Raw genomic sequence first — 22,734 nt, forward strand, 5'->3', positions numbered from 1 at the left:
TGGATCAGGGGAGATGCCGGCCAGCGGCCGGCACTACCGAAGCCTCAGCGCAGCTTCGCCAGCGCCTGGCCCAGCTGCACCGGGCTTTCAGCGCCCAACTGCGGGGCGAAGTCAGCCACGCCCGGCGGCAGCAGCACGATCACGGTGGAGCCGTAGTTGAAGCGCGCCATCTCGGTAAAGCGCTCCAGCCTGATGCCCTGGCCGCGGTAGTCCTTGCGGGTGATGCGGTCGCCATAGTGCGGAATCTCCTCGCCGCTCCACACGGTTTCCACCCCGGACACCAGCAGCGCACCGACCATCACGCTGACCATCGGGCCGAAGCTGGTGTCGAAGTGGCAGACCAGGCGCTCGTTGCGGGCGAACAGGCGCGGTACGCCGTTCACTGCCGCCGGACCAACGCTGAACAGGCGCCCCGGCACGTGCACGGTCTCACGCAGGGTGCCGGTCCACGGCATGTGCACGCGGTGGTAATCGCGCGGCGACAGGTACACCGTGGCGTAGAGCCCATCGTTGTATGGCTTGGCGTCCTCGTCACTGCCCAGCAGTTCGGCAGCGGTGAACGACTGGCCCTTGGCCTGGAAGATGCGGCCGGCCTCGATCTTCCCCAGCTGGCTGATGCGGCCGTCGGCCGGCATCACCAGGCTGCGCGGATCGGCGTCAGCCACGCGCGCACCCGGCTTCAGCGCACGGGTGAAGAACTGGTTGAAGGTCGCATAGCTGCGCGGGTCCGGGTTGGCCGCTTCGTCCAGGTTGACGTTGAACTTGCGGGTGACCGTGTCGATCAGCCAGCGCGATACGCGCGGATCGTCCGAGTACGCCAGCGAACGCGCCATCGAGGACAGCAGGCGGTGTGGCAGGGCGTACGTCAGGGCGGTGGTGAGGCTCATGGGGCGGTTTTCTCGGTCAGCTTCTGCAGGTCGCGGGCAATGGCCGGCGCGTTGAACGGGGGGCGTACCAGGCCGGCAAGGCGGCCCTGCGGGTCGAGCACGGCCAGGCTGGCCGAATGCTCGACGGTGTAATCCTCGGGGTTCTCGTCGAAATGCTTGCCCGGCACCTTCTGGAACACGAAGCCCAACGAGGTGGCGAAGCGCTCCAGCGAGGGAACGTCAGCGGTGGCGGCCAGGGTGTCCTTGTGAAAACCGTGCACGTACTCGCCGAGGCGGGTGGCGCTGTCGCGGTCGGGGTCGACCGAGATGAACAACACGCGTGGGCGCAGGCTGTCGGGCAGGGCTTCCCACTGGTTCTGTGCGCCGGCCAGCTCGGCCAGGGTGGTCGGGCAGACGTCCGGGCAGAAGGTGAAGCCCAGGAATACCAGGGTCCAGTGGCCCTTCAGTTCGCCCGGGATCAGGCGGGTGCCGTCGGACTGGGCCAGGTTGAAGTCGGGCAGTTCGCGCGGCTGCGGGTACAGCGTGATCGCTTCGGTGGCCGGGGCATTGGCCGGCGGCTTCGGCGCGAACAGCTGCTGGGCGGCCAGCAGGCCGAGACCCGCCGCCAGGGCGATCAGCAGGATGATGCCGGCGTTGCGATTGAACATGGGGGCTCCCGCGCGAAGTGGGCCCCATCATACCGGCTGTGGCCCGAATCGTTTCCGCCGCAACGGATGCCGCCACGGGCGCCAGCCCCTATAATCGGGGGCCACTTTGCCCGCAGTACCGCCATGACCGCTGAAACGGCCGCCGAACTCCACACGATCATCGATCTGATCCGCTACGGCACCAGCCGTTTCAACGAAGCCGGACTGACCTTCGGGCACAGCTACGACAATGCGCTGGACGAGGCCACCCAGCTGGTGCTGCACAGCCTGCACCTGCCGCATGACCTCGGCCCGGCCTATGGCCAGGCGCGCCTGCTGCAGGCCGAGAAGCTGCGCGTGCTGGAGCTGTTCCAGCGTCGCATCGACGAACGCATCCCGGCTGCCTACCTGACCGGTGAGGCCTGGTTCGCCGGCCTGAGCTTCAAGAGCGACAAGCGCGCCCTGGTGCCGCGCTCGCCGATCGCCGAACTGATCGAATGCGGCTTCGAGCCGTGGCTGGCCGGCCGCGATGTCAGCCGTGCGCTGGACCTGTGCACCGGCTCGGGCTGCATCGCCATTGCCATGGGTCACTACTACCCGAACTGGGAAGTGGACGGCGTCGACCTGAGCGACGATGCACTGTCGCTGGCCGAAGAAAACAAGGAGCGCCTGCAGGCGCACAACGTCACCCTGCTCAAGTCGGACCTGTTCAACGGCCTGACCGGTCGCCACTACGACCTGATCGTCACCAATCCGCCGTACGTCACCAACGACGAGACCGATGCCCTGCCGCAGGAGTACTCCTACGAGCCGGAAATGGGCCTGCGTGCCGGCGACGACGGCCTGGACCTGGTGCTGAAGATCCTGCGCGACGCCCCGCTGCACCTGAGCGAGGACGGCCTGCTGATCTGCGAAGTGGGCGAATCCGAGCAGCACCTGATCAAGCTGCTGCCGGAAGTCGACTTCGCCTGGATCGAGTTCAAGGTCGGCCAGATGGGCATCTTCGCGGTCGAGTGCCGCGAGCTGATCGCCCACAGCGCGCGCATCACCGAACTGGCGGCGCAGCGCCCGTGAGCTCCAATTCGTTCGGCAAGCTGTTCACCGTCACCACGTTCGGCGAGTCGCACGGGCCGGCCATCGGCTGCGTGATCGATGGCTGCCCTCCGGGGCTGGCGCTGGACGCGGCCGAATTCGCCCACGACCTGCAGCGTCGCGCCACCGGCAAGAGCCGGCACACCTCGGCGCGTCGCGAGGCCGATGAGGTCGAGATCCTGTCCGGCGTATACGAGGGCCTGACCACCGGCACCCCGATCGCGCTGCTGATCCGCAACACCGACCAGCGCAGCAAGGACTACGCCAACATCGGCCAGCAGTTCCGGCCGGGTCATGCCGACTACAGCTACTGGCACAAGTACGGCATCCGTGACCCGCGTGGTGGCGGCCGTTCCTCGGCACGCGAGACCACCATGCGCGTTGCCGCCGGCGTGGTCGCCAAGAAGTGGCTGGCCGAGCGCTTCGGCGTGACCGTGCGTGGCTACCTGTCACAACTGGGCGACGTCACCCCGGCCGGTTTCGACTGGTCGGCGGTGGAAGACAATCCGTTCTTCTGGCCGCACGCCGAGCAGGTGCCCGAGCTGGAGGCCTACATGGATGCGCTGCGCAAGTCCGGTGACTCGGTCGGTGCGCGCGTGGACGTGGTCGCCGACAACGTGCCGCCGGGCTGGGGCGAGCCGATCTACGGCAAGCTCGATGGTGAACTGGCCGCTGCCCTGATGAGCATCAACGCAGTGAAGGGCGTTGAGATCGGCGATGGTTTTGCCAGTGCCGCGCAGAAGGGTACCGAGCACCGCGACCTGCTGACGCCGCAGGGCTTCGCCAGCAACCATGCCGGCGGCATCCTCGGTGGCATCTCCACCGGCCAGCCGGTAGTTGCGTCGATCGCCCTGAAGCCGACTTCCAGCCTGCGCCTGCCGGGCCCGTCGCTGGATACGGCCGGGAACGTGGTCGAGGTGGTCACCACCGGACGCCACGATCCTTGCGTCGGCATCCGCGCCACGCCGATCGCCGAGGCGATGGTGGCGATGGTGCTGATGGACCAGGCGCTGCGCCATCGCGCGCAGTGTGGCGATGTCGGCACGATCACCCCGCGCATTCCCGGGCAGATCGATGGCTGACACGCGGCCGACGGTGTGGGTGAGCCAGCCGCTGATCGAGGCGGCCATCGCGCCGTTGCGCGATCGCGTACAGCTGCGCAGCACCGACACCGTTACCGCTTGGACGCCCGCGCAGATCGCCGAACAGCTGGCCCGCGCCGACGGCGCGATCATCACCCTCAACGAGCGCATCGGTGCGGCCCAGGTGGCCGGCGCCGCGCAGCTGCAGGTGATCGCCAATGTCGGCGTCGGCTACAACAATCTGGATGTCGACGCGCTCAGTGCGGCCGGCATCCTCGCCAGTAACACGCCGGACGTCCTGACCGAGACCACCGCCGATCTCGGCTTCGCGTTGCTGATGGCCACTGCACGCCGGATCACCGAGTCCGAGCGCTGGCTGCGCGAAGGCCAGTGGCAGCAGTGGTCGTTCCAGACCATGCTGGGCGCGGATGTCCATGGCAGCACGCTGGGCATCCTCGGCATGGGCCGCATCGGCCAGAGCATCGCACGCCGCGGTGCACACGGGTTCGGCATGAAGGTGCTGTACCACAACCGTTCGCGGTTGCCGGCCGATACCGAGGCGGCGCTTGGCGCGACCTACGTGGACCTGGACACGCTGCTGGCGGAGTCCGACCACCTGGTCACGGTGCTGCCCTACACCCCGGCCTCGCATCACATCATCGATGCGGCGGCGCTGGCGAAGATGAAGCCGTCAGCCACCCTGGTGAACATCGCCCGCGGCGGCATTGTCGACGAACTGGCGTTGGCCGACGCGCTTGCCCGAGGCCGTCTGGCCGCTGCCGGCCTGGATGTCTACGAGGGTGAGCCGGCGGTGCGCCCCGAACTGCTGGCGCTGCGCAATGTCGTGCTCACGCCGCACATCGGCAGCGCCTCGCTGGCCACGCGCACGGCGATGGTACAGCTGGCGGTGGATAATCTGGTTGCCGGGCTCGGCCTGGACGGCGGCCCGTCGCGCATGCCGAGCGCGATCAACGCTGATGCGGCGATGGCCGCGCGCGTGACGCTGGGCAAAAAAACCGGGTAACGATAGGGAACCTCCGCGCGCCCCGCTTGAGGAGGTTCCCCGAACCCAGCTGTCGTGCGTGTTTCTTCCCCATTCCCGTTTTCGTGAGAGTTCCCCCATGAGCAATGCACAGCGCAGTTTCCACGTCGCCGTCGTCGGTGCCACCGGTGCGGTCGGCGAGACCATGTTGTCGATCCTGGCCGAGCGTGGTTTCCCGGTCGGTACCCTGAGCGTCCTGGCTTCCGAGCGTTCGGCCGGCGGCGAGATCGAATTCAACGGCCAGAAGGTCAAGGTGCAGGACCTGGCCACCTTTGATCCGAGCGGTGTCGAGATCGCGCTGTTCTCGGCCGGTGGCAGCGTGTCCAAGGAATACGCACCGAAGTTCGCCGCTGCCGGTGCGGTGGTGATCGACAACTCTTCGGCCTTCCGTTACGACGATGACGTGCCGCTGGTGGTGTCCGAGGTCAACCCGGAGCAGGTCGCCAACCGTCCGCGTGGCATCATCGCCAACCCGAACTGCTCGACCATGCAGATGCTGGTGGCACTGGCGCCGCTGCACCGCAAGTACGGCATCGAGCGCATCAACGTCTCCACCTACCAATCGGTGTCCGGCGGCGGCCGTTCGGCTACCGAGGAACTGGGCAAGCAGACCGGCCAACTGCTGAGCTTCCAGGAAATCGATCCGCAGCGCTTCCCGGTGCAGATCGCCTTCAACCTGATCCCGCACATCGACGACTTCCAGGACAATGGCTTCACCAAGGAAGAAATGAAGCTGATCTGGGAAACCCGCAAGATCCTCGGCGACGACAGCATCCTGGTGAACCCGACTGCGGTGCGCGTGCCGGTGTTCTACGGCCACTCCGAGTCGGTGGCGATCGAGACCCGCGACAAGGTCACCGTCGCCGAAGCGCGCGCGCTGCTGGAGCAGTCGCCGGGCATCGAAGTGGTGGATCGTCACGAAGCCGGTGGTTACCCAACCCCGGTCACCCACGCCTCGGGCACCGACGCGGTGTACGTCGGCCGCATCCGCGAGGACCTCTCGCACCCGCGCGGCCTGAACCTGTGGATCGTGTCGGACAACGTGCGCAAGGGCGCGGCGTTGAATGCCGTGCAGCTGGCCGAGCTGGTCGCCGCCGAGCAGCGCTGATTACAGCGGTTGCCTCACCGGTAGTGCCGGCCGCTGGCCGGCATTGCCGTGATCCTTGTGCCGGAGTGCACGCCGGCCAGCGGCCGGCACTACCTCAAGGGTCTTTCCGGTGGGTGCGGACCCCGGTCCGCACGCTTTATAGTGTCGCCCATGAATAAACGGGCCAGGGGCGCAAAGCGCCCGCTCCTCTATCTTTCCACCGCGCTGCTGGCCCTGGCCAGCAGTTCGGCACTCGCATTGGGCCTGGGAGACATCCGTGTCCTGTCCAAGCCGGGGCAGCCATTGCTGGCCGAAATCCCGGTGGTGTCGGCGGACCCGTCCGAACTGGAAAACCTGCGCGTGGCGCTGGCCTCGCCGGTCACCTTCGAACGCGTCGGCCTGCAACGGCCGACCGGGCTGGTCAGCGAGCTGCAGTTCGAGCTGACCCGCAATGCGCAGGGCAGGGCGGTGGTGCGCGTCACCTCGCAGGCCCCGGTGGAGACGCCATCGCTGAGCTTCCTGATCGAAGCTGACTGGGGCCAGGGCCGCCTGGTGCGCGAGTACTCCGCGCTGGTCGACGCGCCGTCCAGCGCGCTGGCCGTGGCCGAGCCGGAGATCGTCGCGCCGGCAGGCACGCTCTCCAATACCATCGTGCGCGAACCTGCACCGGCTTCGGCAACGGTGCCAGCGGCAGAGGCGCCCACTACGCCGCCACCTGCGGTGGCGCCTGCGCCGGCACGCCCGCGTGCGGCCTCCGCGCCGGTCGCTGCACCGGCGGTCGATGGCAGCGTCACCGTGCAGCGCGGTCAGACCCTGTCGCAGATCGCCAGCGCGGTGGCGCGTGGCAACCAGGTCAGCCGCGACCGCGCGATGATCGCCCTGCTGCGCGCCAATCCCGAAGCCTTCATCCGTGGCAACGTCAATCTGCTCAAGCAGGGCGCGGTGCTGCGCATGCCGGGCAGCGATGCGCTTGCCGCTGTCGATGCCGCCGAGGCCGCCGCGCTGGTGCGCGAGCACGCCGCGCAATGGCGGCAGGCGCGCACCGTGCCGCAACCGGCGGGTGCGGTCGCGCCGGCCGCCAAGGCGGCAACCGCGAACGCTTCTTCCCCGGCTGCCGCCAACGGGGCACGACTTGAGATCGCTCCGGCGCTGGCGTCCGACGCCGCGCACGCGGGCACAACCACCGGCACCGCTGCCGGCAGCGAGGGTGACATGCTGGGCAACGAACAACTGCGACAGGCGCGTGAGGACATCGCCACCCGCGATGCCGAGATCGGTGAACTGAAGCAGCGCGTGGCTGATCTGGAGAAGCTGAAGGAGCAGCAGCAGTCGTTGATCGCGATGAAGGACAACGACCTGGCTGCCGCGCAGCAGCGCCTGGCACAGGCGCCGGGTTCCCGTGATGCGGCAACGCCGTGGTACTGGCTGGTGCTGCCGGTGCTGCTGTTGGCGGCGGGCGCGGCCTGGCTGCTGCGTCGTCGCAAGCCGTCGCCGCTGCCGCCGCTGCGTGAGGAAGACGATGCCGCCGGCCTGGCCGCTGCGGTGCCGGCAGGTGCGGCGCTGGATACGCTGGCCGAGCAGTCCTCGTGGTCGCCGGCTGTTGCCGACAATGGTCGCCAGGAACCGGCGATGCCTGCCTGGGCGACCGAAACCGAAGTACACGACGTGGTGGTCGCCGAACCCGTCGCCGAGCACGCGGTGCGGGCCGAATGGCAGGCCGAGACACTGCGCGATGAGGACGCGGTGGCATTGCCCGAAGCGGTGACCGATCTGCCGCGCTGGGACGATTCCGCAACCACCGGCGACGAGGTTGTCGTCGCCGAGCCGCTGCAGGACGAACGCGTTGTACCGCAGGCGCCGGCCGAAGTGGCGGTGCCGGACTACGCACTGCATGCCGAACAGCAGCCGCAGTTCCGCGGAGTGTTCGATCTGCCGGCTGACGCGCATGAGAACGAGGCTCCGGCGGATACCGTACATCCCGAGGCCATCGACAGCATCGACCATGGCAGCGTCGACGCTTCTTATTCCGACGATATCGCGCCGAGCGCGGCCGCGCCCGCCGGCGACGCGGGCTGGTCGCCGCGTGCCGGCCAGGAGCGCCTGGAACTGGCCATTGCCTACCTCGATCTGGGCGACGCGCGGACTGCGCGCACCCTGTTGCTGGAAGTCGCCGAAGGCGGTGACCTGCACAGCCAGGCCCAGGCCCGCGAACTGCTGGCCCGCCTGCCGTGACCGAACCTGCCGACAAGGATCCTGCCATGAGCCGCGAGCGTCGCATCGACTACGTTGAATTCGCTTCCAGCGACCCGGCCGCAAGCCGCGCCTTCTTCGAGAAGGTGTTCGGCTGGTCGTTCGTCGATTACGGCAGCGACTATACGGCGTTCGACGATGGCCGCCTGCAGGGCGGCTTCTTCCGCGGCCAGCCGCAGCGGGCCGGCGACAGCGGCGCACCGCTGCTGGTGCTGTATGCCGACGCACTGGCACCGGTCGAGGCCGCCGTGCGCGACGCCGGCGGCGAGATCGTGCGCCCGGTGTTTTCCTTCCCCGGTGGCAGCCGCTTCCAGTTCGTCGAGCCCGGTGGCAACGAACTGGCGGTCTGGTCCGAACGCGATCCGGCCTGAGCGCCGCCCCATACGCAATATCGAGGTAGCACATGCGTTACGCGCTTGGCGTCGAATACGACGGCAGCGATTTCAGGGGCTGGCAGAACCTGGGCGAGGGCGGTCCCAGCGTGCAGGCCAGCCTTGAGCAGGCCCTGTCGTCGGTGGCCGATACGCCGCTGCAGGTGGTCTGCGCCGGCCGCACCGATGCCGGCGTGCATGGCCAGTGCCAGGTCGTCCATTTCGATACCGACGTGGTGCGCGACCCGCGCGCCTGGATGCTGGGCACCACCACCCGCCTGCCGCGCTCGATCGCGGTGCGCTGGTGCGTGCCGGTGGCCGACGATTTCCACGCCCGCTTCTCGGCACGCGCGCGCCGCTACCGCTACCGCCTGATCAATCGCGAGGTGAGGCCTGCGCTGGACCGGCAGACCCTCAGCTGGGAGCGCCGGGCGCTGGACGAGACGCTGATGCACGCCGCCGGCCAGGCCCTGATCGGCGAAAATGACTTCAGCGCGTTCCGCTCCGTGCAGTGCCAGGCGCTGCACGCGCGGCGTGAGCTGCAATCACTGCAGGTCAGCCGCCAGGGCGAAGTGATTGAAGTGGCCGTGCAGGGCAATGCATTCCTTCATCACATGGTCCGCAATATCGTCGGATCGTTGATCCTGGTGGGCAGCGGTGAAAAACCGGTGGAATGGATCGCCGAACTGCTGGCCGGGCGCGATCGCACCGTAGCCGGTCCCACCGCACCGCCGCAGGGCCTGGTGTTCCTTGGGCCCCTGTACCCCGACAACTGGCATCTGCCCGCCGAGGTCACGCTATGAGCCGCTCCTACTACCGCACGCGCATCAAGTTCTGTGGCATGACCCGTGCCGGCGATGTCCGCCTGGCCGGTGAGCTGGGCGTGGACGCAGTGGGTTTCATCTTTGCCCGCGAGAGCAGCCGCCGGGTTGCTCCAGCCGAAGCACGCGCGATGCGCCAGGCGATCGCGCCGATGGTCGATGTGGTGGCCCTGTTCCGCAACAACAGCAAGGAAGAGGTGCGCGAGGTGCTGCGCACGGTGCGGCCAACCCTGCTGCAGTTCCACGGCGAGGAAGACGAGAGCTTCTGCCGCAGCTTCAACATGCCCTACCTGAAGGCGATTGCCATGGGGGGCCGGGAAGAGGTCAATGCGCGGACGTTGCAGCTACGTTACCCCAGCGCGGCGGGGTTCCTGTTCGACAGCCATGCGCCGGGTGGCGGTGGCGGTACCGGCGTGGCCTTCGACTGGGGCCGTATCCCGACCGGCCTGCACCGGCCGTTCCTGCTGGCCGGTGGCCTGAACCCGGAAAACGTCTACGACGCTGTGCTTGCCACGCTTCCCTGGGGCGTGGACGTGTCCAGCGGCATCGAACTGGAGCCGGGCATGAAGGACGGCTACAGGATGCGCACCTTCGTCGAGGAAGTGCGCCGCGCCGACTGCACCGTGCTGGAGTAGGACCGGGAGGCTGCGGCGTCACGTTACCTGAGCTGGCCAGCGACCCAGCCCGCCAGGGCGTCGACGCGTGCGTCGGCCTGGCCATCCGGCCGCGCCAGCACCCAGAAGCCGCCGGTGGCGGTAAATCCCCACGGTGCGACCAGCCGGCCTGCGGCCAGGTCTTCGGCCACCAGCGGCTCCGGTGCGATCGCCGGGCCCAGCCCGGCTACCGCGGCTTCCAGCAGGTAGTACAGGTGCTCGAAGGCGGTGCCCAGCTGCAGCTTCGACACGTCCAGATCGTGCGCCTGTGCCCATGCCGGCCATGCCTGCGGCCGTGAGCTGGTGTGCAGCAGCGTCTCCTGCAACAGCGCCGACGGCGGTGCATGCCGCAGGCGCTGCGCGGCCGGATGCGATGGCGCCACCACCACGCCGACCCGTTCCGGCGCCAGCTCGCGTACCTGCCAACCTCGTGGCCACGGGCCCTGCGCCAGCAGCAGCACGGCGTCCAGCGCCGCCTGCGCTTCGGTGAAACCGCCATCCAGTGCCGACCACTGCAGGCGCACGCCGGGCAGGGCAGCCTGCAATGCTGGCAGTCGTGGAATCATCCATCGCGCCAGCACGCTGCCACTGCAGCCCAGTACCAGCGCCGGGGCTGCTGCCGGCCGCCGCAGTTCGCGCACGCAGTCTTCGATGCCGCTGAAGGCCTCGCTGCATGCTGCCTGCAGCCGCGTGCCCGCAGCGGTCAGGCGCAGGCCACGGCCGGCCCGCTGGAACAACGCCAGGCCAAGGTGATCCTCCAGCAGCTTCAACTGCCGGCTGACCGCGCCGTGGGTGACGTGCAGGTCCTGCGCGGCGCGCCCAACGCCGCCAAGGCGGGCCGTCGCTTCGAACGCGCGCAGCGCATTGAGGGGAGGCAGCAGGGAACGGCTCATGTGAGATTTCCTGACGATATGCGCCAGATAATATCCATTTTCCGGTCATGACCCGTGCGCTAGAGTATCCACCTGTCTGAACCACCGGTCGTATCCATGTCTGCCTCCCCCATTGCCGACTATCACGCCTTCCCGGATGCCCAGGGCCACTTCGGCCGCTATGGCGGCAGTTTCGTTGCCGAAACCCTGGTCGGCCCGCTGCAGGAACTGGCCCAGGCCTATGACCAGGCGCGCCAGGATCCCGCATTCCAGCTGGCCTATGACCGCGACCTGGCGCACTACGTGGGCCGGCCGAGCCCGATCTATCACGCCCAGCGCCTGAGCGATCACGTCGGTGGCGCGCAGATCCTGCTCAAGCGCGAGGACCTGAACCACACCGGCGCGCACAAGATCAACAACACCATCGGCCAGGCCTTGCTGGCCGCGCGGATGGGCAAGAAGCGCATCATTGCCGAGACCGGTGCCGGCCAGCATGGCGTGGCCAGTGCCACGGTTGCCGCGCGGCTGGGCCTGGAATGCGTGGTGTACATGGGCGCCACCGACATCGAGCGGCAGAAGATCAATGTTTACCGCATGAAGCTGCTGGGCGCGACGGTGGTGCCGGTCACTTCCGGCTCGGCCACCCTGAAGGACGCACTCAACGAAGCGATGCGCGACTGGGTGACCAACGTGCAGGACACCTTCTACATCATCGGCACCGTGGCCGGCCCGGATCCGTATCCGCGCATGGTCCGTGACTTCAATGCCATCGTCGGCCGCGAAGCGCGTGAGCAGATGCTGGCCGAATACGGCCGCCTGCCGGATGCGATCACCGCCTGCGTGGGCGGCGGCAGCAATGCGATCGGCCTGTTCCATGCCTTCCTCAACGACCGCCAGGTCGAGATCGTCGGCGCCGAAGCCGCCGGTGACGGCATCAACACCGGCCGCCACGCCGCTTCGATCGCTGCCGGTCGCCCCGGTGTGCTGCACGGCAACCGCACCTATGTGCTGTGTGACGACGACGGCCAGATCATCGAGACCCACTCGGTATCAGCCGGCCTGGACTATCCGGGCGTCGGCCCGGAGCACGCGTTCCTGGCCGATACCGGTCGCGCACGCTATCTGGGCATCACCGACGAGGAAGCGCTGCAGGCCTTCCACCTGCTGGCGCATACCGAGGGCATCCTGCCGGCACTGGAATCCAGCCATGCGCTGGCGCAGGCGATCAAGCTGGCGCGTGAGCGACCGCGTGACCAGATCGTGCTGTGCAATCTGTCCGGCCGTGGCGACAAGGACGTGCACACCATCGCTGCGCGCGAAGGGCTGGTGCTGTGAGCGCGCTGCTGCGGAACAGCGGGGTGCTTCTGCTGGTGCTGGGCCTGGCCGCGTGCCAGCCGCCGGAACCGCCAGTGCTTGCGCCGGCTGCCAAAGCCACCGCGCAGCCCGCACAGCAGCCGGCCGCCAACGATGACCTCGACCCGATGGCGCGTACGCCGATCGTCGATCCGCCGTCTGCGGAAGAGAGCAACGGCGACAACGCTCCCGCCGTCGCCTCGGTTGCACTGGACCATGCCGGCGAAGTGCTGGTTGGCCAGCACATGGGGGACCTGAAGTCACTGGGGCCCTGGAAGGCACAGGGCGCGAAAGAGTTCTTCGAAGGCGACTGCGAGTACTACGACGGCAGGGGGTTGCCGCCGGGCGTGTCGATGATGACCGACGACGACCGCGTGGTCCGATTTGATCTGAAGCCGGGCGACGACCCGGAGCTGCCGGTTGAACAGCCCGGTCCATTCGGCCTGCGCATCGGCATGACCCGTGCCCAGGCCATGGCGCAGTTCCCGAAGCCGCCGGTATCCAGCCCGCATGCCTACGACGGTGACCAGGGCGAGTACCTCACCTGGCAGGACCCGGGTTCGGACCTGGGCATCCGCCTGGAACTGTTTGAAGGGAAGGTCACCCGGATGTACTGGGGAACCAGCGATGCGATTGAACTGATTGAAGGATGTGCCTGAGATGCCTGTATCCCGACTCGATGCCTGTTTCCAGCGCCTGCGCGAGCAGCAGCGCAAGGCGCTGATTCCCTTCATCACTGCCGGTGATCCCTCGCTGGAGGCCACCGTGCCGGTCATGCACGCGCTGGTTGAGGCCGGTGCCGATGTGATCGAGCTGGGCGTGCCGTTCTCCGATCCCATGGCCGATGGCCCGACCATCCAGCGCAGCTCCGAGCGCGCGCTGGCACGGGGGGCTGGCAGCCGCTACGTCCTGCAGGCCGTGGCGCAGTTCCGCGAGCGCGACGCGCAGACCCCGGTGGTGCTGATGGGCTACCTCAACCCGGTGGAGATCCATGGCTACGCGGCCTTCGCCAAGGCCGCCGTCGACGCAGGCGTGGACGGCGTACTGCTGGTCGACCTGCCGCCGGAAGAAGCGGGTGAAGCGCAGCAGGCCTTCGATGCAGCCGGCCTGGCACTGGTCCTGCTGGCGTCGCCGACCACCAGCGGAGCGCGGGCCGACAAGCTGCTGGCGCTGGCCCGTGGCTACCTCTACTACGTCAGCTTTGCCGGTGTCACCGGCGCGTCCGAACGTCTGGACAGCGATGCCGCCAGTGCCCGCCTGCAGGCCCTGCGCGCGCGCGCTTCAGTGCCGGTGGTTGCTGGCTTCGGCATCAAGGACGCCGCCAGTGCGGCGGCGATGGCGCGCCAGGCCGATGGCGTGGTGGTCGGCAGTGCATTGGTGGCGGTGCTGGCCGAAGCGGGCTCGGCTGAAGAGGCCGCGCAGCGTGCTGGAGCCTTCCTGGCCCCGCTGCGGCAGGCGCTGGACGCGTAACGGTCGTGCCGGCCGCTGGCCGGCATCTGCCTGACGGCCACATGCAGTGCTGCCGGCCAGCGGCCGGCACTACCCATGGGTCTGCACGTAAGGGGCTGACGGCCAGCGGCCGGCACTACCCATGGGTCTGCACGTAGGGGGCTGCCGGCCAGCGGCCGGCATGACCCAGCACCTAAACGTACGTCCCAGCATGGTTTTTTCCGGCGGCTCCGTGCCCGGCAAGGGGGTGCACGGGCAGGGAAAGCGGAGCTAGACTGTCCGCCTTTGCGGCCCTCGGGCCGCCCTGAACGGAAGTGTCCTCCCGCATGAGTTGGCTCAGCAAGTTGATGCCGTCCGGCATCCGCACCGACAACACCCCCAGCAAGAAGCGCAGTGTCCCCGAGGGCCTGTGGGAAAAGTGCAGCAACTGCGGCAGCGCGTTGTACCGTCCGGAACTGGAAGAGAACCTGGAGGTCTGCCCGAAGTGCGGCCACCACATGGCGATTCGCGCGCGCGCGCGCCTGGCCGCCCTGTTCGACGCCGACAGCACTACCGAGATCGGTGCGCGCCTGGGGCCGACCGACCTGCTCAAGTTCAAGGACCAGAAGAAGTACAGCGAGCGCATCAAGATCGCGCAGAAGAACACGGGTGAGTACGACGCGCTGATCGCCATGCGCGGTCTGCTCAAGGGCCGTGCACTGGTGGCCTCGTCGTTCGACTTCGCCTTCATGGGCGGCTCGATGGGCTCGGTGGTGGGTGAGCGTTTCGCGCTGGCCGCCGAAACCGCAGTCGAGATCGGTGCCCCCTACGTGTGCTTCTCGCAGAGTGGCGGCGCGCGCATGCAGGAAGGCCTGTTCTCGCTGATGCAGATGGCCAAGACCTCGGCCGCACTGGGCAAGCTGCGTGAAGCGGGCCTGCCGTACATCTCGGTGCTGACCCACCCGACCACCGGTGGCGTGTCGGCCTCGTTCGCGATGCTGGGCGACATCAACATCGCCGAGCCGCAGGCGCTGATCGGCTTTGCGGGTCCGCGCGTGATCGAGCAGACCGTGCGCGAGAAGCTGCCGGAAGGCTTCCAGCGTTCGGAGTTCCTGCTGGAACATGGTGCCATTGACCAGATCTGTGACCGCCGCGAGATGCGCGACCGCCTGTCCGATCTGCTGGCAATGCTGGGCCGTCAGCCGGCCCCGGAGATGGCTTGATGGGAGGCCGCAAGTACTTCGGTACTGACGGCATCCGTGGGCGGGTCGGCCAAGGCGTGATCTCGGCCGATTTCGTGCTGCGCCTGGGCAACGCCCTGGGCCGTGTCCTGGTCGCCCAGCGCGGCCAGGACGGGCGCCGGCCGATCGTGGTGATCGGCAAGGACACCCGCATTTCCGGCTACATGTTCGAAGCGGCGCTGGAGGCCGGCCTGGTCGCTGCCGGCGCCGACGTACAGCTGCTGGGGCCGATGCCGACCCCGGCGGTGGCGTTCCTGACCCGCACGCTGGGCGTGGACGCCGGCATCGTCATCAGCGCTTCGCACAACCCGCATTACGACAACGGCATCAAGTTCTTCTCCGCCCAGGGCGAGAAGCTCGACGACGCCACCGAACTGGCCCTGGAAGCGGCGCTGGACGTTCCGTTCACCACCGCCGAATCGGAGAAGCTGGGCAAGGCTTCGCGCGCGCGCGAAGCGGTCGGCCGCTACATCGAGTTCTGCAAGGCCAGCGTGCCGCGCGCGTTCGACCTGCGTGGCGTGCGCCTGGTGCTGGATTGCGCGCACGGTGCCACCTACCAGATCGCACCGCTGCTGTTCCGCGAACTTGGCGCCGAGGTGATCGGCATCGGTGCCGAGCCCAACGGCGTCAACATCAACGCCGGTGTGGGTTCCACCCATATCGACAACCTGGCGGCCAAAGTCCGCGAGACCCGCGCCGATCTCGGCATCGCCTTCGATGGTGATGGCGACCGAGTGCTGATGGCCGACGACCAGGGCAACCCGGTCGACGGCGATGACCTGCTGTACATCCTGGCCCGCGCCTGGAAGGACGAAGGCCGCCTGCACGGCCCGGTGGTCGGCACGCTGATGAGCAACTACGGCGTGGAGAAAGCTTTCGCCGATCTGCAGATCCCGTTCGTGCGCAGCAACGTTGGTGATCGATACGTGCACCAGGCGCTGGTCGAAGGCGGGGGCGTGCTTGGCGGTGAGGCCTCAGGCCACCTGCTGTGCCTGGACCGGGCGACCACCGGCGACGGTATTGTCAGTGCCCTGCAGGTACTGGTGGCACTGCGCAACGGCGGCCAGACCCTGCGCCAGGCGCTGAAGGGTTTGGAGCGGGTGCCGCAGAAAACGGTCAACGTGCGGTTGGGCAATGTCTCGGCCAAGGCCACGGTGCAGGCCGCCAGTGTGCAGGCCGCGCTGGCGGCCGCGCAGCAGTCGGTGGCCGGCCGCGGTCGCGCGTTCCTGCGCCCGTCGGGTACCGAGCCGGTGGTGCGGGTTACCGTCGAAGCCGATGACGCCACGCTGATGCAGGAGACACTCGATCGCTTGTCCGCTGCGGTGCGCGAAGCCGCTGCCTGAGCAGCGTGGCAATCCCGCGTGTTGCACCCGACATGGCCGCGTATGCGGCCATGTTTTTTTCTGGGAGGGGGACTCAACCGTGCGCGACCCGCGATCGCGTTCAGCTGCGGCTGCGCACCTTGTGACGCGTCGTGTACGGGCGTTTCCGACCGCTGGGTCCTGCCCGCATCAGCGCGCGGGCAGGTGCTCTGGCATTGCACCTTGTGCGGCGCGTGACATCGCCCGCTGCCACTTCCAGGTGTCCCGGCACATGTCGGTGAGATCGTGACGCGCCTTCCAGCCCAGCTCGCGCAGCGCCAGCGAGGCATCGGCGAAGCTGACCGCGATGTCGCCATCGCGCCGCGGTACGATGCGGAACGGAACCCGCACGCCGGTGGTGAGTTCGAAGGCCTGGATCAGTTCTAGCACGCTGTGGCCCTGGCCGGTGCCAAGGTTGAGGGTGATGCTGCGCCGCTGGTCGCGAAGGAACTGCAGGGCCAGCACGTGGGCGCTGGCGACGTCCTGCACATGGATGTAGTCGCGCACGCCGGTACCATCATGGGTCGGATAGTCGTCCCCGAAGACCTGGACCTCCGGCAGCAGCCCGGCGGCGACCTGCGCGATGTAGGGCATCAGGTTGCTCGGCGTGCCATGCGGAAGCTCGCCGATCAGCGCGCTGGCGTGGGCGCCGACCGGGTTGAAGTAGCGCAGCGTCGCGATATGCAGGTCCTGGCCCGTTGCTGCCAGGTCGGCAAGCAGCTGCTCGACCACCAGCTTGGTGCGCCCATAGGGCGTCATCGCACAGGTTGAAGCGGTCTCGGCCACCGGGCAGTGGTCCTGGTTGCCGTACACCGTTGCCGAAGAGCTGAAGACCAGCAACTGCACGCCTGCATCCTGCATGGCACCGAGCAGGGCAATCGAACCGCTGATGTTGCTGTCGAAGTACTGCAGTGGAATCTTCTGGGACTCGCCCACGGACTTGAGCGCTGCGAAGTGCAATACGGCATCGATCGCGTGCTCCTGCATCAAGGCGGCCATGCGCGGCCGGTCCCGGATGTCAGCCTGCACGAACACCGGTGCCGTGCCGGTGATCCGTCCGATGCGCTCGACCACGCTGGCGTCGCTGTTGCACAGCGAGTCCACGATGACCACGCCGTGCCCCTGCTGCTGCAGCTCCACGCATGCATGCGAGCCGATGTAGCCAGCACCGCCGGTCACCAGTACGTTCATTGCCTTCACTGTTCCTTGGAGTCCATTCGAAAACCGGGTGTTGCCGCGATCAAGATGAACGTGGCCTCCTACGGGCCAGGCACCATCTTCTTCTGCCGCGCCTTGAAGCCGTTGAAGATCGGCGCGATCAACGGGTTGTAGCTCCATGCGATGCGCTTGCGCAGCCAGCTGGCCGGCCGGTTGCGGATCGCGAAGCGATAGATCCGCTCCGGATCGCCGCCAATCACGTTGCGGCCGAAGGGATGGGTGGTGTGCAGGTAGCGGAAGCCCTGTTCGCGTGCCACTTCGATGTAGTCATCGTCGAAGTCACCATAGGGCCAGCACAGCGTATCGGAGACTTCGCCGAGCTTCTCCAGCAGCGTCTGCTTCGCCATGGCCAGGTCGCCGCTGATGCCTTCGCGGCGCTGCGCACGGTCCAGGTCATCGCGCTTGAGCCAACGGGTGTGGCTGTGGGTATGGCAGTGGACCTCGAACGTGCCGGCTTCGATTGCCGCACGCGCTTCGCTCCAGCGCATCATCACTTCGTCGCTGCGGCCCTGCTTGTAGATCAGGTCCTCGCAGGCGCGATGTTCCGGCGTGGCCGGCAGCTCGGCGCCTTCGATGCCTGCATGCGGGCGGATCGGACCTTCGTGCATCCAGCCGGTGACCACGAACACCACCGCATGCATGCCGTATTTCTGCAGGATCGGATGGGCGTAGACCCAGTTGTCCAGGTAGCCGTCGTCGAACGTGATCACGATCGATTTGCGCGGCACCGGCTTCCCGGCGAGAAAGCCGGCGTACTGGTCCAGCGTCAGCGAGGTCCAGCCGGTCCGTGCGAGCCAGGCGATCTGGCTCTCGAAGTTCTCCGGGGATACGGTGATCATTCCCGGCGAGTTGCTGACATGGTGGTGCATCAGCACCGGTACGGTTCTGGCGTTAGCCATGACCCAGCTCCTTCAACCATTGGAGGTAGTAGTTTTCAGTGGCCTCTCCGTGGCCTGCCGCGCTGAACTGCTTGGCGCTGCGGATCCAGTCCCAACCGGCGCGGCCCATCTGCCGGCGACGTTCCTGATCATCCACCAGCAGCCGCAACGCACCAGTGAGGGCGGCGTCATCACCCAGCCGGGTGAGGATGGCATTGCTGCCTTCCACCAGCATTTCAGGCACGCCGCCAACGCGATGCGAGACGATCGGCAGTGCCGCCTGCGCCGCCTCGAGGAACACGGTCCCCGAGGCTTCCTTGTGGGTGGCCAGGGCGAAGATGTCGAAACCGGCCATCAGCCGGTGTGCGTCGCTGCGGAAGCCGAGCAGGTGCACCTGGCGCTCCAGCCCGAGTTCGCTGCGCAGGGCCTGCAGGCGGCCCATGACCGGCTCGCCGTCGCCGACCACGGCCAGGTGCAGGTCGGGATTGGTCTTGCATAGTGGCGCCATGGCGCGCAGCAGCTCGGCATGGCCCTTGGGCTCGCGCAGCACGGCCACGCAGCCGACCACGATGTCGCGCTCGGCGAAACCGAGTTCGGCGCGGACCTGTGCGCGGGTGGCCTGCAGGTTCTCCCAGGGATCGCCCTGCTCGGTCATGCCCCAGCGCGGTGGCGTCGCCATGGGGGGCACGATGCCGATGTGCTCGGCGGCAATGCCGCGGTCGACCAGCAGCCGCTTGACGAAATCGCTGACGGTGATGATCCGGTGCGGAAGACCGGTATAGGTCAGCAACGAATTGACCGGACTCATCAGGTGGCGCGAGCGCACCACCAGTGGCGTGCCGCCCAGGCGTGCGCCGGCCGCGGCGATCAGTGCGTCGCGGCGGCTGGTGGTGTTGACCACGTCGTAGCGTTCGCGGCGTACCAGGCGTGACACCGACCAGATGCCGCGCAGCAGCCGTGCCAGGCCGCCCATGCGCAGGGTATGCACGGTGAAGCCATCGTCGCGCGCGAGCTGGGCCAGGCGGGCATCGGGCTGGCACAGCAGCGACACCTGGTGCCCACGCGCACGCATCACCTGCATGTGGCGGAAGATGTAGATCTCCTGGCCGCCCATTCCCCGGGCAGCTTCGGTATGCAGGATCCGCAGCGAGCGTTTCATGGAATCCATCCTCTGTGGTCAGCGGTTGCGGAAGCGGGTCAGCGCTTCCCATGCGGTACGGACGGCGCCGGCATCCGGTGCCTGGCGCGGCAGCGGGCGGTAGTGCCGGTCGAGCGCGGTGGCGTTGCCGAACTTGTCGAACACGTAGATGGCATCGCCATGGCGGACGGCGCGTTGTGACCAGCTTTCCACCACCAGTGCGCGCTCGCCTGCGGGTTCGGCCAGCAGATCCTGGCCGGTGCTGAAGTCGCTCAGTGCGTTCTCGCAGCCCAGGGCGTGGCGCATCAACGTCGGCACCCAGTCCTCATGTGAACTGGTGCGTGTCTCATGGGCGCTGGGCTGGCCGGGCCAGTGCAGCACGAACGGTACCTGCAGCTGGTAGTCGGAGAAGTTGCCGTTGTGGCCCCAGTAGTTCAGCTTCAGGTCGTTGAACTCCTCGGCGTGGTCGCCGGTGACCAGGACGATGGTGTTCTGATCCAGGCCCTGCGCGCGCAGATCGTCCAGCAGGGTGCCGACGAGGCTGTCGGCGTAATGCACGGCGGTCCGGTAACGGTTCAGTTCCGGGGCCGGGTCGTGGTCCGGACCGAACCTGAGGAAGTCGATTTCCTGCGCCATCGGGGTCGCCAGCGGCGGGTAGCCTGCGGGCATGTGGTAGGGCGCATGGGTGGAATCGAGGAAGACGAAGCCGAACCACGGCGTGTGCGCTGCCTGGCTTGCACGGATGTCCTTCTGAAGCGAGGCCACGATGCTGCTGTCACGGCCTTCCGAACCCAGACCGGGCGGGCCCTGGTGCAGCTGGTCGCGGACGTCCGCAAATGCAGTGCGGTCGAATTCCGGGCTGTACATCGGCGCGCTGCCGTACAGATGCAGGTCGTACCCCTGCTGGCCCAGCACCTTGAACAGCTGTGAGCCGCGCTGTTCGTCAAGCATGCTTTGCCAGTAGCCGCCCGGCAGGCCGTAGAGCAGGCCGAACAGGCCATAGCGGGTGGCGTTGCCCGTGCTGAAATGGCGGTCGTAGACACGAGCGGAGGCCGCCAGTGCCGAGGTGTTCGGCATGATCTGCGGAGTAAGCGCATCGTGGCGCAGCGATTCCAGCACGACCATCAGTACATTGGGCCGCTGTGGGCTCTGGCAGCGCAGTGGCTGCAGCGGATACAGCAGCTGCGCATGGCGAGGATCGGGCAGGCCGACCTGCTGTTCACTGACCACGCCCAGCCTGCGCATGAAGCTCTTGGCGGTGATCGGCTGGGCCCAGGGCAGGTAGTTCCACTGGGCAATCACGTCACGGTCGCCGCGTGCGTCGTAGTAGGCGGTGGCCACCTGGCCGCTCGCCATCAGCAGGGCGACCACCGCCCAGGCCTGCAGCACCCTGCGCCGGCGGGGCGCGGCCGGCAGCAGCTTCCAGCACGCCCAGGCCAGGATGCCCTCGGCGGTGAAAATGGCCGCCACCAGCAGGCCGACCTGCACCCAGGTCTTCCACGACAACGCAACCTGGTCCTGCAGGGCGCCGCCGAACACCATGTTCAGGACCATGGCATTGAGGTGGAAGCGGTACAGAGTGAACACCTTGGCGTCGACCAGCAGCAGGCACAACCACAAGCCCTGCAGCAGTACCGCACTGATGCTCAGCGTGCGCGCGCTGCGCGGCCACAGGCCCAGCAGCAGTGGCAGCGCGCCGGCCAGCGCGCCGAAGGCGAGCAGGTGCCCGGGCAGGGCAATCGCGAGATAGGCCAGGCCCTGGTGGCCGCCCGGGTTGTCGTACAGCGGCACGTTGCCGAGGGTGATCATCGTCGCCAGCAGCGCATTGCCCAAGACGAACAAGGACCACCACGCAAGCCGGCGCCAGCGAAGGGCAGGGCCCGCAGAGGGAAGGGCGATGGCGGCTGGGGCGTCGGGCATGGTGCGTCGGGTCGGGGAGGCGCGGTCGGGGCTTGCGCTGCCAACGTGATGGATTCGTTAAATTATGCGCAGGTCGCGCATTGTATCGATTTGTTTCCGAGGATCGAGTAGCGTCCGCCGGGTGATCTGTCACAATGTTCAGGCGGGCCATGAATGCGCAGGCCCCCCAGACCCAATGACAAGCCAGGAATTGCTGTGAGCCAGATCCCCACCCTCGACATCACCCGTTTCGACAGCGACCGCGAGGCCTTCGTGGCCGAGCTGGGCGCGGCCTACCGCCAATGGGGATTCGCGGGCATCCGCAACCACGGCATTCCGCAGGCCGACATCGACGCGGCCTACGATGCCTTCAAGGCCTTCTTCGCCCTGCCGGAAGAGGTCAAGCGCAAGTACCACGTGGCCGGCAGCGGCGGCGCCCGCGGCTATACCCCGTTCGGCGTGGAAACCGCCAAGGGCTCCAAGCACTTCGACCTGAAGGAGTTCTGGCACATCGGTCGTGAAATCGCCGACGACTCCAAGTACCGCGACGTGATGGCACCGAACCTGTGGCCGACCGAGGTCGAGGGCTTCCGTGAGCGCGGCTACGGCCTGTACCAGGCGCTGGACAACCTGGGTTCGCGCGTGCTGTCCGCGCTGGCCCTGCACATCGGCCTGCCGGAAGACTTCTTCGCCGACAAGACCAACTTCGGCAACTCGATCCTGCGCCCGATCCACTACCCGCCGATCACCACCGACGACATCCCGAACGTGCGTGCCGGCGCGCATGGCGACATCAACTTCATCACCCTGCTGGTCGGCGCCAGCGCCGCGGGCCTGGAGGTGCAGTCGCATGAGGGCGAGTGGGTGCCGTTCACCTCGGACGCGGACACCATCGTGGTCAACATCGGCGACATGCTGCAGCGCCTGACCAACCATGTGTACCCGTCGACGATCCATCGCGTGGTCAACCCCCCGGGCGAGCTGGCCCGCCAGCCGCGTTACTCGGTGCCGTTCTTCCTGCACCCGAACCCGGATTTCCTGATCGACGTGCTGCCCTCGTGCATCACCCCGGAGAATCCGAGCCGGTACCCGGAGCCGATCACCGCCCACGGCTTCCTCGAGGAGCGCCTGCGCGAGATCAAGCTGAAGTAAAGAAAAGTGAGGCCGCCGAAAGGCGGCCTTTGTCTTTGCAGGGTTGCACCCTGCACCCGCGGTAGTGCCGGCCGCTGGCCGGCAAGTCCAAAGCCAAAGCGGCTCTGGGTTTCTGCGTGTTGGGCGGGGCGGTGTGGGTTGGCAGGACACGCCGTGAACCCCCAGACCGGCCCAGCCGCTGGCGGCTGTGCGTTCGGGCGCTTGCGAAGCAGTGCTTCGCAAGCAAAGCGCCCTCACCCCTGGGGGCTCGATGGCGCCATCCATGGCGCCAACGGTCCTGCCA

General features: G+C 67.7%; 21 protein-coding genes. 14 read left to right on the plus strand and 7 right to left on the minus strand.

The genetic code is table 11. The features are described from left to right. Window positions 1-44: 44 nt before the first annotated feature. Both asd and AC5P60_RS16725 read right to left on the minus strand, forming a co-directional pair. Window positions 45-887 (minus strand): archaetidylserine decarboxylase, encoded by an 843-nt coding sequence (gene asd, locus AC5P60_RS16720; RefSeq protein WP_033834535.1) that lies wholly within the window; start codon window positions 885-887, stop codon window positions 45-47. Then, window positions 884-1,534 carry an SCO family protein gene (locus tag AC5P60_RS16725; RefSeq protein WP_005410488.1) on the minus strand — a complete coding sequence of 217 codons (651 nt, stop codon included), beginning with the start codon at window positions 1,532-1,534 and terminating at the stop codon, window positions 884-886. Before AC5P60_RS16725 ends, asd begins: the two co-directional genes overlap by 4 nt. A 123-nt stretch (window positions 1,535-1,657) precedes the next feature. On the opposite strand from AC5P60_RS16725, the gene prmB reads away from it, so the two are divergent. The 8 genes from prmB to AC5P60_RS16765 all read left to right on the plus strand — a co-directional run bounded on the left by prmB (window position 1,658) and on the right by AC5P60_RS16765 (window position 9,893). Beyond that, on the plus strand, window positions 1,658-2,587 hold the full coding sequence (gene prmB / locus AC5P60_RS16730) for a 50S ribosomal protein L3 N(5)-glutamine methyltransferase (protein WP_005410487.1): 930 nt from the start codon (window positions 1,658-1,660) through the stop codon (window positions 2,585-2,587). Beyond that, window positions 2,584-3,687, plus strand: coding sequence for a chorismate synthase (gene aroC, locus AC5P60_RS16735; RefSeq protein ID WP_033834534.1), 1,104 nt, complete (start codon window positions 2,584-2,586; stop codon window positions 3,685-3,687). Before prmB ends, aroC begins: the two co-directional genes overlap by 4 nt. After that, the gene (locus AC5P60_RS16740; RefSeq protein ID WP_495201783.1) at window positions 3,680-4,711 is read left to right on the plus strand and encodes a 2-hydroxyacid dehydrogenase; all 1,032 of its coding nucleotides are present in this window, start codon (window positions 3,680-3,682) and stop codon (window positions 4,709-4,711) included. Before aroC ends, AC5P60_RS16740 begins: the two co-directional genes overlap by 8 nt. Before the next feature lie 97 nt (window positions 4,712-4,808). Beyond that, complete coding sequence (locus AC5P60_RS16745; protein ID WP_005410484.1) at window positions 4,809-5,837, plus strand: aspartate-semialdehyde dehydrogenase; 1,029 nt, start codon at window positions 4,809-4,811, stop codon at window positions 5,835-5,837. A gap of 150 nt (window positions 5,838-5,987) precedes the next feature. Next, window positions 5,988-8,048 carry a FimV/HubP family polar landmark protein gene (locus tag AC5P60_RS16750; RefSeq protein ID WP_483693297.1) on the plus strand — a complete coding sequence of 687 codons (2,061 nt, stop codon included), beginning with the start codon at window positions 5,988-5,990 and terminating at the stop codon, window positions 8,046-8,048. Between the two features lie 26 nt (window positions 8,049-8,074). Continuing rightward, a complete protein-coding gene (locus tag AC5P60_RS16755) occupies window positions 8,075-8,437 on the plus strand; it encodes a VOC family protein (RefSeq protein WP_483693298.1) in 363 nt (120 codons plus the stop codon). 32 nt (window positions 8,438-8,469) lie between these two features. After that, on the plus strand, window positions 8,470-9,240 hold the full coding sequence (gene truA / locus AC5P60_RS16760; protein WP_483693299.1) for a tRNA pseudouridine(38-40) synthase TruA: 771 nt from the start codon (window positions 8,470-8,472) through the stop codon (window positions 9,238-9,240). Further along, window positions 9,237-9,893, plus strand: coding sequence for a phosphoribosylanthranilate isomerase (locus AC5P60_RS16765; RefSeq protein ID WP_495201784.1), 657 nt, complete (start codon window positions 9,237-9,239; stop codon window positions 9,891-9,893). The genes truA and AC5P60_RS16765 overlap by 4 nt, the downstream gene beginning before the upstream one ends. A gap of 23 nt (window positions 9,894-9,916) precedes the next feature. Here the strand turns inward: AC5P60_RS16765 and AC5P60_RS16770 are convergent, their stop codons facing one another. Further along, window positions 9,917-10,804 (minus strand): LysR family transcriptional regulator, encoded by an 888-nt coding sequence (locus AC5P60_RS16770; RefSeq protein WP_483693300.1) that lies wholly within the window; start codon window positions 10,802-10,804, stop codon window positions 9,917-9,919. A gap of 96 nt (window positions 10,805-10,900) precedes the next feature. On the opposite strand from AC5P60_RS16770, the gene trpB reads away from it, so the two are divergent. From trpB to glmM, 5 genes are all read left to right on the plus strand, one after another. Further along, window positions 10,901-12,118 carry a tryptophan synthase subunit beta gene (gene trpB / locus AC5P60_RS16775; protein WP_005410476.1) on the plus strand — a complete coding sequence of 406 codons (1,218 nt, stop codon included), beginning with the start codon at window positions 10,901-10,903 and terminating at the stop codon, window positions 12,116-12,118. Then, on the plus strand, window positions 12,115-12,795 hold the full coding sequence (locus AC5P60_RS16780; protein WP_005417951.1) for a hypothetical protein: 681 nt from the start codon (window positions 12,115-12,117) through the stop codon (window positions 12,793-12,795). The genes trpB and AC5P60_RS16780 overlap by 4 nt, the downstream gene beginning before the upstream one ends. Before the next feature lies 1 nt (window position 12,796). Continuing rightward, entirely contained in the window at window positions 12,797-13,606 is an 810-nt protein-coding gene (trpA, locus tag AC5P60_RS16785) for a tryptophan synthase subunit alpha (RefSeq protein WP_483693301.1), read from the plus strand. A 305-nt stretch (window positions 13,607-13,911) separates the two neighbouring features. Continuing rightward, the gene (gene accD / locus AC5P60_RS16790) at window positions 13,912-14,787 is read left to right on the plus strand and encodes an acetyl-CoA carboxylase, carboxyltransferase subunit beta (protein ID WP_033834844.1); all 876 of its coding nucleotides are present in this window, start codon (window positions 13,912-13,914) and stop codon (window positions 14,785-14,787) included. Then, window positions 14,787-16,148 (plus strand): phosphoglucosamine mutase, encoded by a 1,362-nt coding sequence (gene glmM / locus AC5P60_RS16795; RefSeq protein WP_049432023.1) that lies wholly within the window; start codon window positions 14,787-14,789, stop codon window positions 16,146-16,148. Before accD ends, glmM begins: the two co-directional genes overlap by 1 nt. A gap of 168 nt (window positions 16,149-16,316) precedes the next feature. Here glmM and galE read toward each other — a convergent pair whose 3' ends face one another. The 4 genes from galE to AC5P60_RS16815 form a co-directional block, all read right to left on the minus strand. Beyond that, entirely contained in the window at window positions 16,317-17,357 is a 1,041-nt protein-coding gene (gene galE, locus AC5P60_RS16800; protein WP_033834842.1) for a UDP-glucose 4-epimerase GalE, read from the minus strand. 68 nt (window positions 17,358-17,425) lie between these two features. After that, complete coding sequence (locus AC5P60_RS16805; protein WP_005410470.1) at window positions 17,426-18,283, minus strand: polysaccharide deacetylase family protein; 858 nt, start codon at window positions 18,281-18,283, stop codon at window positions 17,426-17,428. After that, on the minus strand, window positions 18,276-19,421 hold the full coding sequence (locus AC5P60_RS16810; protein ID WP_005410469.1) for a glycosyltransferase family 4 protein: 1,146 nt from the start codon (window positions 19,419-19,421) through the stop codon (window positions 18,276-18,278). Before AC5P60_RS16810 ends, AC5P60_RS16805 begins: the two co-directional genes overlap by 8 nt. An 18-nt stretch (window positions 19,422-19,439) precedes the next feature. Beyond that, complete coding sequence (locus AC5P60_RS16815; protein WP_483693302.1) at window positions 19,440-21,320, minus strand: DUF3413 domain-containing protein; 1,881 nt, start codon at window positions 21,318-21,320, stop codon at window positions 19,440-19,442. 153 nt (window positions 21,321-21,473) lie between these two features. Between AC5P60_RS16815 and AC5P60_RS16820 the strand changes: the two genes are divergently transcribed. Next, window positions 21,474-22,451, plus strand: coding sequence for an isopenicillin N synthase family dioxygenase (locus AC5P60_RS16820; protein WP_005410467.1), 978 nt, complete (start codon window positions 21,474-21,476; stop codon window positions 22,449-22,451). Window positions 22,452-22,734 lie beyond the last annotated feature (283 nt).

This window comes from Stenotrophomonas sp. YJH_SMC_120 (assembly GCF_059368675.1).